9 protein-coding genes, 1 tRNA gene and 2 pseudogenes are annotated in these 12,075 nt (G+C 41.3%); 7 read left to right on the top strand and 5 right to left on the bottom strand.

What is annotated here, in order from left to right:
* The first annotated feature begins 76 nt into the window (after window positions 1-76).
* The 4 genes from ACNAZ4_RS02920 to ACNAZ4_RS02905 all read left to right on the top strand — a co-directional run bounded on the left by ACNAZ4_RS02920 (window position 77) and on the right by ACNAZ4_RS02905 (window position 2,277).
* Window positions 77-691: an NUDIX hydrolase gene (locus tag ACNAZ4_RS02920; protein ID WP_415812682.1), complete on the top strand. Its 615-nt coding sequence runs from the start codon at window positions 77-79 to the stop codon at window positions 689-691.
* A 92-nt stretch (window positions 692-783) separates the two neighbouring features.
* Window positions 784-856: transfer RNA gene (locus tag ACNAZ4_RS02915), tRNA-Val, on the top strand.
* Between the two features lie 302 nt (window positions 857-1,158).
* Window positions 1,159-1,548, top strand: a complete 390-nt coding sequence (locus ACNAZ4_RS02910; protein ID WP_415812681.1) for a cupredoxin domain-containing protein — start codon at window positions 1,159-1,161, stop codon at window positions 1,546-1,548.
* A 171-nt stretch (window positions 1,549-1,719) separates the two neighbouring features.
* Window positions 1,720-2,277, top strand: coding sequence for a YybS family protein (locus tag ACNAZ4_RS02905; protein ID WP_415812680.1), 558 nt, complete (start codon window positions 1,720-1,722; stop codon window positions 2,275-2,277).
* Window positions 2,278-2,349: 72 nt separating this feature from the next.
* Here ACNAZ4_RS02905 and ACNAZ4_RS02900 read toward each other — a convergent pair.
* Window positions 2,350-3,755: pseudogene (locus ACNAZ4_RS02900) on the bottom strand (PQQ-dependent sugar dehydrogenase).
* A gap of 399 nt (window positions 3,756-4,154) precedes the next feature.
* Between ACNAZ4_RS02900 and ACNAZ4_RS02895 the strand changes: the two are divergent.
* Window positions 4,155-5,750 (top strand): acetolactate synthase large subunit, encoded by a 1,596-nt coding sequence (locus ACNAZ4_RS02895; protein ID WP_415812679.1) that lies wholly within the window; start codon window positions 4,155-4,157, stop codon window positions 5,748-5,750.
* 424 nt (window positions 5,751-6,174) lie between these two features.
* On the opposite strand, the pseudogene ACNAZ4_RS02890 reads toward ACNAZ4_RS02895, so the two are convergent.
* Window positions 6,175-6,526: pseudogene (locus ACNAZ4_RS02890) on the bottom strand (manganese catalase family protein); the annotation flags it as partial.
* A gap of 298 nt (window positions 6,527-6,824) precedes the next feature.
* Here ACNAZ4_RS02890 and ACNAZ4_RS02885 point away from each other — a divergent pair.
* Window positions 6,825-7,871 carry a DUF2515 domain-containing protein gene (locus ACNAZ4_RS02885; protein ID WP_415812678.1) on the top strand — a complete coding sequence of 349 codons (1,047 nt, stop codon included), beginning with the start codon at window positions 6,825-6,827 and terminating at the stop codon, window positions 7,869-7,871.
* A gap of 65 nt (window positions 7,872-7,936) precedes the next feature.
* On the opposite strand, the gene ACNAZ4_RS02880 is transcribed toward ACNAZ4_RS02885, so the two are convergent.
* Entirely contained in the window at window positions 7,937-8,512 is a 576-nt protein-coding gene (locus ACNAZ4_RS02880) for a hypothetical protein (RefSeq protein WP_415812677.1), read from the bottom strand.
* A gap of 87 nt (window positions 8,513-8,599) precedes the next feature.
* Window positions 8,600-9,079 carry a hypothetical protein gene (locus ACNAZ4_RS02875; protein WP_415812676.1) on the bottom strand — a complete coding sequence of 160 codons (480 nt, stop codon included), beginning with the start codon at window positions 9,077-9,079 and terminating at the stop codon, window positions 8,600-8,602.
* A gap of 207 nt (window positions 9,080-9,286) precedes the next feature.
* On the opposite strand from ACNAZ4_RS02875, the gene ACNAZ4_RS02870 reads away from it, so the two are divergent.
* Window positions 9,287-9,526: a hypothetical protein gene (locus ACNAZ4_RS02870; RefSeq protein WP_415812675.1), complete on the top strand. Its 240-nt coding sequence runs from the start codon at window positions 9,287-9,289 to the stop codon at window positions 9,524-9,526.
* Between the two features lie 157 nt (window positions 9,527-9,683).
* Here the strand turns inward: ACNAZ4_RS02870 and ACNAZ4_RS02865 are convergent, their stop codons facing one another.
* Window positions 9,684-12,044 (bottom strand): FdhF/YdeP family oxidoreductase, encoded by a 2,361-nt coding sequence (locus ACNAZ4_RS02865; RefSeq protein WP_415812674.1) that lies wholly within the window; start codon window positions 12,042-12,044, stop codon window positions 9,684-9,686.
* Window positions 12,045-12,075: the final 31 nt, after the last annotated feature.

Below are 12,075 nucleotides of genomic sequence, written 5' to 3'. Positions count from 1 at the left end.
TATTCAATTACTTTAGAACGTTTGTTCGTAATTTATTTCTAGGAATCATGATATAATTTAAAATGGAGGTGTAAAGATGGAGAGTGAGATGCTTAAGATATTTGATCCGCAGGGGACTTGCCTTGGCAAAGCCACGAGGCATGAAGCGCATAAAGCTGGACACTGGCACGAGACATTTCATTGCTGGTTCACAGAGAGAATCAACGGGAAAGACTTTCTTTATTTTCAAATCCGGAGTTCCGTCAAAAAAGACTATCCAGACTTGCTTGACATAACTGCTGCAGGACATCTCCTTGCTGATGAAATACCTGTTGACGGACTGAGAGAAGTGAAAGAGGAACTTGGCATAGACCTGGCTTTTGAAGATTTACATACACTAGGAACAATCCATGATACACTGGTCAGTCCGGGATTCATTGACCGGGAACTATGCCATGTCTATTTGTACAAGGAACATCAGCCATTTGAAAATTTCCGGCTGCAAAAAGAGGAGGTCTCAGGAATCATGACCACGAGCCTTTCAGATTTTGAAGCCCTGTGGTTTGCCAACCGGAAAATTACGGTGAAAGGCTTCCAGGCAGGTGAAAATGGCGAAAAGAAACTTCATGAAATGCAGGTGGCGAAAAAAGATTTTGTACCCCATGAAGATGACTATATTCAAAGGGTAATCCATGGGATAAGAAATTCATAATCTATGTATATTTTATGCTGAAATATTATTGACATTATGGTGAATTCAGTATATATTAATAAATGTCCTAATCAAACAGGACAGCCTATAACGATTCCTTAGCTCAGCTGGGAGAGCGCTACCTTGACAGGGTAGAGGTCGCTGGTTCGAACCCAGTAGGAATCATACTTTTGGAAAAGCCTCCATTCCTTATAGATGAAAGGATGGAGGCTTTTTTTGTTTTTTTCAACACTTCTTTTAAAAGTTTTTGCTTATATACCAGACAAGTAGGCGTGATTTAATCAGCCACTACCTTATCAAACCTTATTGCTGTTTACAGTACAAAAAGTTCAGTTAAGTTCAATGCTTAACTGAACTTTTTTATATTAGGTACTGATATTATACCCTTCTTACTATTTCCCGTTAATTTAGAGTCATAATTTCATTTGAATTAGAAAAAATAAGGATTAGGAAAGGAGGGATAGCAAATGTCTTTGAAAAAGTGCGTTACAGGATTGATTTTTTTTCTTGCAATGTTTTTGGTTGTGACAACTTTTGGCATACAAGGCGGTTTTGCCGAAACGGGTGTTATAACTAAACCAATGGAGAATGTTAAGGTGATTGAGGTTGAGTTGAACGATGATTACTTTAATCCCAAAGAGATCACCATTTCAAACGAAACAACTACAACATTGATATTGAAAAACAAAGGGAAGAAAGAGCATACCTTTACAGTGGAGAAGCTTGGAATTGACATCGAGCTCCAGCCAGGAAAAGCAAAAAACATTTCTGTGAAACCAGAACAGAAGGGTACTTATGAATTGAAATGCCGGTACCATTTCCAGGAAGGTATGGTTGGGAAGGTAAATGTTAATTAAAAAGCAGGTACAATAATGTACTGAGTACCCAAAAAGTTAGAGTGAAATCTAACTTTTTGGGGTCACATCAATGCTCCCTTTTAGGTTTAAAATAGTAAGGATAGTTCCGCTTCTAATGATTATAAATAAAATGTACGGTAAGGCATATATCATTTAAGAGGAGGTGGAAAGTTGTATTTTTTTAAGCCTATTTCTAATGAAGTGCGTCTACCCCAACAAATATTCAAAAAACGCACAAAAACGATGAAGCTTATTTTGGGGTCATTTTTCACTTGTATTGCCGTGATTCTCCAGGCTGCTGGCGGCTTTTTACCAGGTATAGGATTATTTTTAAGTCCGCTAGCCACTGCACCTATTTTGTTATGTTCCATGTTTTCCCTGCCACTCGGGTTAATGTGCTACTTTCTAACCATTATATTGTTATTTATCCTGCAGCCAAGTGAAGTAATTGTATTCCCCTTTACAACAGGATTGTTGGGCCTTGGCATAGGAGCAGCATTTTACTTTTTTAGGAAGAGATTAAGCATTATTGCGACAGGTACAATTTTTTTAATGTTAGGAATTATAATTCTGCTATTTATCTTCGACTTTCCCGTTTTAGGCCCAGTGGTTTCAGATTCCTTTTCATTTCTTACAACCGTAGGAATCCTTTTATTTGCTTTCCTTTATAGCTGGTTATGGGTTGAAATTGCATTAAACATACTTAAAAGGTTAAAAATGTATTTATAATTTAGTGTCTGCTAAATCCTCGTACTATTGCCTAGCAGGTAAAGCCCGCAGAAGTCAGATAGGGTTTAAGATTCAAGGAATGATTTCAAAAATAGTACCCTGGTTAAAGTCTGTCACTTTCATCGAGCCATAAACCCCCAAATATAATCTGGTTTGGTCTAGATTCGCTCCCAAACTAACATAATAAGCAGATTCAGATCCAAAATTGTAGTCAGTTTCAATAACACTATAATCATTTAGTTTATAGTCTGGCCTTACCCTAGTATAAGCTAATACTCCTTTAACTGGAGTGGTCGATTCTTCTTTGCGGGCCAAATCGGTAAACACAACGCTTCCGGTTAAAGCCGGGATTCCTTTCCCCATATATGGATGGACCCCTGTAAGGGCAGTTCCCCCAAACTTATCTGGTCGTGAATCTTCATGATAATAACTAGTTAATGGCTGAATTCGCCTAACTGATGTCTCAATTGCTTCGTTGTAATAAACAATGGTTTTCTCATCCGAATTCGAATTAGCAGAGCAGACATTAATAATTGAAGTAGGAAATGCACCTTCCCAACCACGCCAGCCGAAGTTAATATACATTTCCTTAGTGGTCCTGGAGTTCAATACAAGTTCAGTAACCGGTATCGCTCTATAATGAACGAATGAAAAAATCGATTCTGCCAAATCCTGTCCGACATTCCCAACATATTTAATATAATGATAATATAATTCCTTTGAAATGATATCCCTGGTATATTGCGAACTCCTTTGGCAATTACCGTAAGAATTTCCTGAATTGGTGCAGGCAGTTCATTAAAGCGAGTGACTACGTGTGGGTTATTGAAAGATGTATTTTTAATTACATCAATTTCAATTATTTTACCGGCGATTTCCATATCATCCTGACTCAAATTAAATGGATCATAGCCTAAACCGCCATCTCCTGTTGTAAAAACCAGTTTTCCTGTTTCAGGTGAAAAGTTTAAGCTATTGACACCATTATGATTAAAAAAGGGCCTTCTTAAGTTCAGCAATGTGCGTCTTTTTTGAGGCTGTCCATCCGCTTGGAGAATCCATTCTTCTACTGTATCTATATGATCAAATTGAACTTCTCTATTAACCCATTTTCGATTCAGGGTGTTTGGGTCACAAGGGTCAGGCATGAAAGTTTCAGGAAGTGCACCTGGCCCTTGTGACCCAGCTACTGAATAATGAAGATAGAATAGGCCGTTGTAATTAAAATGGGGATGAAATGCAAGCCCTAATAATCCCCGTTCATCATATCCACCACCTTGAACACCAAGTTTAAGGACTTGCGGTCGAATATCTAAAAAAGTTTTAATGTCTCCGTTACCTATATAAAAAATTTCTCCTATTTGGGTTGCAATAAATAATCTTTCAATTGAGTCTCCCGGTAAGATGGCTGTTTTTATAACGGTGGGTAAATTGATCTTGCTTACAATGGGGTGTAAACTTACCTTAACTTTTTCCAATTAATGATTCACCTCAGCTTATTTTTTTCTTTTATAAGAATATGGTCAGGAATCCTCTAACAGTACCAGAATAGGGTCTTGGATATTAGGTTAAGACTTTTTCAGCTATAAGCAGCAGAACCAGCAGAACCAGGTAAATAAAGCTCAGATGAGAAATTTGTTTGGCTGGAGCTTTTCCTCATCCATTTCATTATTTTATAAATGCAGGTGGCCTATATAAGCTTTCCTGTTAGTGAATTGAGTATAAACCTTTATGAACGAGAGATTGGAAACACGATTTTCTCCGCAAAGCTGTGATGAATGACTTATACTGCTTTTTAGTAAAATTTATCATTTCCCCTGAATGATTCAGTTATCAAAGGAAACCATTAAATTAGTACACATTTTTGGAGGGATACGATGAAAACTTCTGATTTGCTTGTTCAATGTTTGGAAACGGAAGGAGTGAGGTACGTTTTTGGGATATTTGGCAAGGAAGTATTAGATATAGCTGACTCATTGTCCAAGTCAACTTCGATCCAATATGTTCCTGTTCGCCACGAGCAGGGGGCGGCATTTATGGCGGATGTCTATGGGAGGGTATCAGGTAAACCTGGAGTTTGCCTGGCTACCTTGGGTCCTGGTGCCACAAATTTATTAACAGGAGTGGCAAGCGCCACATTGGATGGCTCACCTGTTGTAGCGATAACTGGACAAGCCGGTATGGAAAGGCAGCATAAGCAATCTCATCAATTTATTGATGTGGTGAAAATCTTTGAACCAGCAACGAAATGGTCAGTCCAAATTAAACAGTCAGAAACGGTTCCAGAAATAATCCATAATGCCTTTCGGAAAGCAGCAAGTGAAAAGCCTGGAGCGGTACTTGTAGAGTTACCAGAGAACCTGGCATCAGAAGCAATATCCAGAATAGCTATGCCTAAAAGAGCTGCTCCAATTGTCGTTCCATCGATGGAGGAAATCGAAGAAATAGAATTAATTCTTAAACAGTCTCAAAAACCTTTTATCCTGATTGGGAACGGTGTAATCAGGCAAGGGGCTAGCGAAGGAGTCCTGAGTTTTGTCGAACAGCTTCAAGCACCGGTCGCAAACAGTTTTATGTCTAAGGGGGTTTTACCAAAAAATCATCCTCTAAACTACTTTACCTTTGGGTTCAAAGACAATGATTTAGTATCAGAGGGAATAGCCGCTGCAGACTTATTGATTGTGATTGGATTGGATCTGATTGAAAGCCTCCCGAAAAACTGGAATAAAAATAAAGTTCCAGTTGTGCATATTCATTCTCAAGAGGCAGAATATGATGAATACTATCCAGTTCGCAGTCAATTAATCGGTGATGTGAAACATATCTTTAAGCTTTTGGAAAATAAGGATATTCTTTCAAAAGAATGGCTCCCCTCCAACAGTCTTAAAGAAAGGATATTGCAAGAAAGTCAAGTTTACTGGAATGAAGAAACGATAAGTAAACAGTCTCTAATGACCAGGAATATTCTCCATATAATCGAAAAGCATACTGACGAAAACACTATTGTCCTATCTGATGTTGGTGAACATAAAATGAAAATAGCACGTCACTTCCAACCTGACTGGCCAGGACAATTAATCATTTCAAATGGACTGGCATCCATGGGAATTGCGTTGCCCGGATCTATAGGGGCAAAATTGGCTGCGCCAAATAAAAATCTAATATGTATAACAGGAGACGGAGGACTCTTGATGAACATTGGGGAAATCGAAACAGCAAAAAGATTAGGATTAGCTTTTGTGATCATTTGTCTGAATGATTCGATGCTGAAAATTGAAAAACAGATGATGGAAAAGCAGTTTGGCCACAGTTATGGTGTAAATTTCAGCAATCCGGATTTTGTTCAACTAGCAGGCAGCTTCGGGATTAAGGGTGTTAGGGCGAATAACCTTATCGAGCTTGACAACCTTCTTGCCCATGAAGTCTCATCACAGGATGGAATTATATTGATTGATGTACCAATCAGTGAGTAAAACATTTAGAATACGGCCTAGGCTTAACCTATTAGCTATTATGTATGCCTAAACGAAGGCAAAGACAAATGACACACGAATTGTACATAAATCGGCCAGACTTAATTATTTCCTTGTTTAAAATTGAAATAGAATGAATAACTAAGCGATAAAACCTTAATCTGTCAGCACTCTATTTATTTCATGGAACAAGTATTTTTCAGCTTGATTTAGACAAGGCAGAGGTCGCTGGTTCGAATCCAGTAGGAATTATAAAGCAAAAAGCCTGTAAAAGTCATTTGTTACAGGCTTTTTTACTCTACAAGAATGCATGCAGCTATCACATCATATTAGGCGGCAAGTGCCGATCTTTCATTACAGCTGGGAGGGTGTCATGGATATATGGAGGAGCAGCTTTCAGCTCTGGCTTTGGTCCGAATGGAGCCAGTCCTGACACAATGACATGCTGTCCGATTCATTCCTCTCAGGATCGCCTTTATGAATGGATCCTTCGCTGCTTCTTCCTGGGCGCCAACAGGTGCTCCATCCAAAAGCCTGGCAATCATTGTCGAAAGCATTTCAATATGGGCCAGTTCCTCAGTCCCTGTATCCATCAGCAAATCTCGATACTTTCCATCGCCGCGTGTATTCCACCCCAGAAACAAATATTGAAGAGCAACAGAAATTTCCCCGAATTGCCCTCCAAGCACTTCCTGGAGTTTTTTGCCGTAGACAGGATCAGGTCTTTCGGGCTTCGCCTTGTATTGTAACTCTTTTATATGGAAAAAACATAAAATTCCTTCCCCAACAAAAATGCATTCCCTCTTTTCTTATGTTCTTTAGCCGATTAAGAAACTTGACTCCACGTAGGACTAATTGATCATTGCTCAGCGTATCAAGAATAAGTTTTCCCTGTTCTTCCTGAGTTGGTTTCCATCATTTATCCAGTGGAACAGCAATAGAATGGAAATGGATACTAAATATTTGACCCTGGAGAAGGAATGGAGGGGATGAAAGATTTATTTTTTTTATAGAAAAGGAAAATCGCAAATAGATATTATTAAAGAGAAATTACGAAAAAGGCAAAATACTCATATGACAAAGAAACCGTCAGCCGAGGAAAGTAAAATCATAAACACTATAATGGAAAAAACGAAAGAACTGAACAAGAACAATATTACCCGCACGAAAGCATATCTGGATTTTTATTTGCGGTACCCGGAAATCCACTGGTCGTTCCTCGCTCATATGGTTTCCCGCAATGGTGGGTGGAGCATGAGCGACTTAAAGGGGGAGCTATTATCCAGGCTGCTCTCGAAAAAGGAAAAACAGTCGTACTTTTCTTTTCTTGAGAGGGGAAATTGGCTTATTTTCCAGGATGCATATCCGCAGCTGATGCTCTATGAGGAAAGCGTCAGGAAAAAGGAGCCGCTATTTTGGATGCTTCCTTCCTTAAATGTCTCATTTTTTATTGAAACCATCTGGGATCATTGCTGGGAAGAACCGAATTCACCGCTGCTTACAGAGGCTTTGATCATCAATGAACAGAACTATATTGAGAGAAGGGTCATTCAAAACGAGGTTTTTATCAAAGAGGTATTCAATACGCTGGAGTTTGATCTGCAGGATATGTTGTCTTTCAATCAAATTCTATTTCCCTATTCAGATTATGGAATGTTGAAACTTGCGGGCCAGACAGTGAATCAGTTTGAGTCATTAACAGAACGGATACGACTGGGAAAGAGGCTGTACTCGATTCTTTTTGGGGAAGATGTCTTGAACAAAACGGTAGAGTGGGCGAAGGAGCACCCCCATACTGGTTCGAGGATGGATTATTGGCCTGATATTTTCAGTCGGGTCCATGAAGGGATTCCAAGCCTCCAATATAAGATGAAACTGAAGTCCTGCCAGCTTCGGCCCGGGGCCAGAAGAATCTTCAGCCCCACCCTGCAGGATGTATGGAAGGATGTTAAGCACGAAGCGGCCGAGGCTGGCGAGTGGTTCGTAGACTTCAGTATCCTGGACATGTTAAAAGAAATGGATGGACCAGGGATTGGCAATATAGAATCTGATTACTGTCAAACACTTGAGAAGCTGGAGTTGGCGGCTTTTGCGAAGAAGGTGCTTTCAATATTGGATTAAGTGATAAATGATGCGCTTGGTTTTCCTGAACGCAATTATTTTAATATGAAACTGAGTTACTAATATCAAGGATGATTCATCTCGTGCTGATGGTGCGGTGCAGGCTGAAGATCTTCAATCCATTGGTCTCCGAGGAGATTTCCTGATAAAAGGTAAAGTGCAAGGACAATAAAAAAGATTGCTGGTTTAATAAAGTCTTTCATCGATTTTATCATCGAAGAAGAATCGAGGAAAATTTTAAATAGGAACAATGCTGATATTGATAATGATAAAAAGATGTTAATGAAGATCAAAGATTTTTCAGGCAGCAGCATTTCGCCAAGCATAGCCCCCATCATGCCGCCCATAATACCTGACATAAGGCCCTCAATTGATGTGACCGTATTGCATGACGCGCCTAAAATGCAGCCGCTGACGCCTCCAATCAATATGGATAGGAGGGTAGAACTGAAAAGATCACCGCGATAGACAGCGCCTAACAGAATGCCCAAAGTTAAGCCGGTATTCATACCCAAGTACATCGTGATCATCATCCCATTCATTCCAGACAGCCTGGTTCTATGGCGATGCAGCAATAAGGTGGAAACCAATATAAGTGCAGTTAGGGATAAAAATATATAAGCAGTGAAAATGTTCATCATCACTCCTCCTCTTCACCATCATATGAAAAGGAAGGACAGACCATGCATGAGAAAAAGCACCTTCTTAGGACAGGTGCTACTTCGCGGTTAACCGGTCAATTTAGGCCATTTATGGTTGCGGATGACATGGTAAATGGAAAGGCCATCACTGTAATTTTCGTCTCCATAATCGACTGGCAGCAAAGAAAAGGTTGCAATCCAGACAGAGAAATAAGAATAACGGACCCAAATCGGGTGAGGTTCAATTATATTTTGTGAGATGAGCAGGTTAAGCACAAGTACAGATCCGAGATTGAAAATTACTCCTCCAGCATGTACAAGAAAGTGGCTGAGCCTGTTATTCCATTTTAATTGTTCGTATTCACAAAAGGCATCCAAAAAATACATGCTATTTAAGATGAATGGGCCTTTTTGGAAAATTATTCTTCCCCTTCCCAGCGAAAATTTGAATTTGCCGCCGAATAGCCATGCGAAGAAGGAATGCCCTAATTCATGGATGAGTGAGACTATAGGATAGATGAATAAAAGTGCAAGTAGAAAACCTGTAAAATCTGAAAAGCCGAACATGAAGTCAAATCCCCCTTCTTAGAAATTTAAGTTGTGATGTACAAGTAATACCCGGGAGAGGTGGTCATAAACGAACGGGAAGACTGTAAAATATGACATATCATCCTTATTATTGTCAGTGTTAAGCAATATAAACCAAATCCGCCTATACCCATCTCGGGAGGAAGAATAGGATAATACTGAACAAAAAATACAGGAGGGAAAACAATGTCCGATAAAAAATCAGGAAAGGTGATCCACGTTGATCATCTCACCATCCATGCTAAAGATGTAAACATCATTCATGAAAGGTCAAGAGAACACCATGGGGAAAGAAGACATCCTTTGGATTTTTTCGGTCCTGGAAGAAGACGGGAGCGCAACATTGAGGAAGACCACCATAGGAAGGATGAAAGCAGCAGCCATGAGGGACATGAAGAAAGGCGGGGAGGTTTTAGGTGGTTCTAGAAGGTTGTTAATGACCTGTGAAGCTAAAATTCTTTTGTGAAGAATCCCTTGGCTTTAAAGCTTGTATGGATGATAGAACAATGCAGGATAAATACCTTCTATATAAATATTACAGCCTGCAGGATTAAATCCGCAGGCTGCTTCTATTTATGCATTTTTAAGCTGGTGCATCTAGTTCGTCTTCTTCAATCCGCTTTTCATAGTGTTCGACATCTTTGCGAGCGTTGAAGCGGTCAGCTTTTTCGAGTGTGACTGTGATGTTGTAGTCGGGAATCCCGGCGTACTTCTCATAACGTCCTCTTGGCAGCAGGAAGTTTCCTTCCGGGAAGTGGACCTGCACGTTGCCGCGAGTGATGTCGACGAATTTCGCCCTACCCTGGAAAACACCAAAGCCATTGTACAGCACGATTCCTTCTCCTTCAGCGATGCTAAGGTCCTGGGCATCCTCTGCATTCATCAGGACATCATAGCGTCCTGCACCGTTAAGTGGGTCGACTTCATTATAGACCATCGAATTGAACTGTTTTCCCCGGCGGGAGGTAACGATGAATTGGCCTTCCTTTTTGCCCAGTTCTGGGATGTCAACAGAGATCAGGTTCCCTCTGCCGTCCGGAGTAGGGCAGGTGCCATCCTCACATAACCAGGCGCCGCCCCATTGGAAAACGTCTCCCGCTTTTTTCAGGTGTTGAATTCCGTCATAATTAGGATTCGCCAGGGCGATTTCATTCCTGATTTCCTGAGCATCTTTAAAGTTCACCAGATGAGCTGTCACAGGTTTCACCCGCTTCGCTAGATCAATGTAGATCTTCCATTCCGCACGAGCTTCTTCAACCTGGTTTTTGTTGCCCTCGATTTCCGGACTGAAATAAACCATTCTCTCTGTAGAAGTGGACGTGCCGCCGCCTTCCTGTTCATAGCGTGTTTTGGCAGGGAGCACAAGGACAGCCTCTTTCGCATCTACAAGAGTCGAAGTATTTAGGATGATATCCTGGTGGACACGGATGTCCAGGTCGGATAATGCTTTTTCCACAAAATTCGGGTCTGGCATCGTTTCGAGGAAATTGCCGCCCGATAAGTAGTACATCTTGATTTTTCGTTCATGGTCCTCAGGTAGCAGGATGTTCTCAAGCGTCACTCCGACAATATCTCCTTGCCAATCAGGAAGATCAAATCCCCATAGCTTTTCGATCCGCTTAATGTTGTCTCCGTAGAAATCACCGCCTGGCAGAACAAAAGGATCTGCCCCCATTTCGCCGCTGCCCTGGACTGAGGAATGACCGCGGAAAGGCATCAGCCCTGCATGCTTTCGGCCAAGGTGACCGCGGAGCAGCGCCAGATTTGCCACTTGTGAAATATTATCGGTTGCGAATGAATGCATCGTCAAACCAAGTGCCCACGCATATACTGCATTCTTGCTGTTTGCGAGCAGTTCCGCCAACTCGATAATGCGTTCCTGTGTAATGCCGGAGGAAGCAACAATATCGTCCCAGGATTGTTCCTGGACCTTGGATTTCATTTCCTCGTACCCATTCACATGTTCTTCGACAAATTGATGGTTGATTGCTGAACCGTGCTTCGATTCTTCCATTTCAAACCAGTGCTTCATGATTCCATGCATGAAGGCGATATCCCCGCCGATATTTACCTGGTAGAAATCATCTGCGATCTTAGTGCCGAAAAGAGCCGATTCAGGATTAGAAGGAATCCAATACTTGTCCATTGCAGGTTCTTTATATGGATTGACGACGATAATTTTCGTCCCTTTTTTCTTGGCTTCGAGCATGTACTTCGATGAAACGGGGGAGCTGTTCGATGCGACGCTGCCCCAGAATAATAAAACATCGGTGCCTATCCAGTCCTGGTAATTTGAAGTCGACGCCCCAACGCCGATTGAGCGTTTCAACGCTGTTTTCGAAGGGGAATGGCAAATCCGGCTGGCATTGTCGATATTATTCGTTCCGAGAAAGCGGGAAACTTTTCCCGCAACATAATAGGATTCATTTGTGATCCCACGGCTTGTCAGGTAAAAAGCGTACTGTTTCGGGTCAAGTTTTTTCATTTTCTCAGCAATCATGTCCATGGCTTCATCCCAGGTGATGCGGGAAAATTTGCGCTCACCCTTTCGGCGGATCATTGGATAGGGAATGCGTCCCAGCTTGCGCAGCTGGGTGCTGTCATATTTTCTGAGTTCGTCAATGTCGGCGTGGAGGATTTCCGGTTCGATGGCACCGGCAGTATTCAGCCTTAGAACATTCAATCTTGTCGTACAAATATGCGGGCCAGTCAAAGTCTGGTCATGCAGGCCGGACACACCAAGTGCACAGCCATCGCATACACCTTTAGTCAGGATGTTGGTGGCATATCCGAAGTTGTCCCTATTGTCCCATAGAGTTTTCATTGTATCCCTTATATGTTTCGGCTTCACCTTTCCTAGCCCAAACGGAATAGGGCTGACCCAATGCTTTGGTGCAGGCATTGCCACTTTTTTCTGTGGTCCTGGATGTTTAGTTTTTCCCAATTTGAAACACTCCCATTTTAAATCTTTAAGT

The organism is Mesobacillus thioparans (assembly GCF_965138835.1).
In the GTDB taxonomy this organism is placed as follows: Bacteria; Bacillota; Bacilli; order Bacillales; family Cytobacillaceae; genus Mesobacillus; species Mesobacillus thioparans.
The sequence above is the reverse complement of the archived record's forward strand: the minus strand, read 5'-3'. Positions and strand labels throughout refer to the sequence as shown.

Excerpts from the sequence above, each read along its gene's own strand:
- ACNAZ4_RS02875 (WP_415812676.1), bottom strand. The coding sequence starts at position 9,079 with ATGTTCGGCTTTTCAGATTTTACAGGTTTTCTACTTGCACTTTTATTC.
- ACNAZ4_RS02870 (WP_415812675.1), top strand. The coding sequence starts at position 9,287 with ATGTCCGATAAAAAATCAGGAAAGGTGATCCACGTTGATCATCTCACC.
- ACNAZ4_RS02910 (WP_415812681.1), top strand. The coding sequence starts at position 1,159 with ATGTCTTTGAAAAAGTGCGTTACAGGATTGATTTTTTTTCTTGCAATG.
- ACNAZ4_RS02895 (WP_415812679.1), top strand. The coding sequence starts at position 4,155 with ATGAAAACTTCTGATTTGCTTGTTCAATGTTTGGAAACGGAAGGAGTG.
- ACNAZ4_RS02880 (WP_415812677.1), bottom strand. The coding sequence starts at position 8,512 with ATGATGAACATTTTCACTGCTTATATATTTTTATCCCTAACTGCACTT.
- ACNAZ4_RS02885 (WP_415812678.1), top strand. The coding sequence starts at position 6,825 with ATGACAAAGAAACCGTCAGCCGAGGAAAGTAAAATCATAAACACTATA.
- ACNAZ4_RS02920 (WP_415812682.1), top strand. The coding sequence starts at position 77 with ATGGAGAGTGAGATGCTTAAGATATTTGATCCGCAGGGGACTTGCCTT.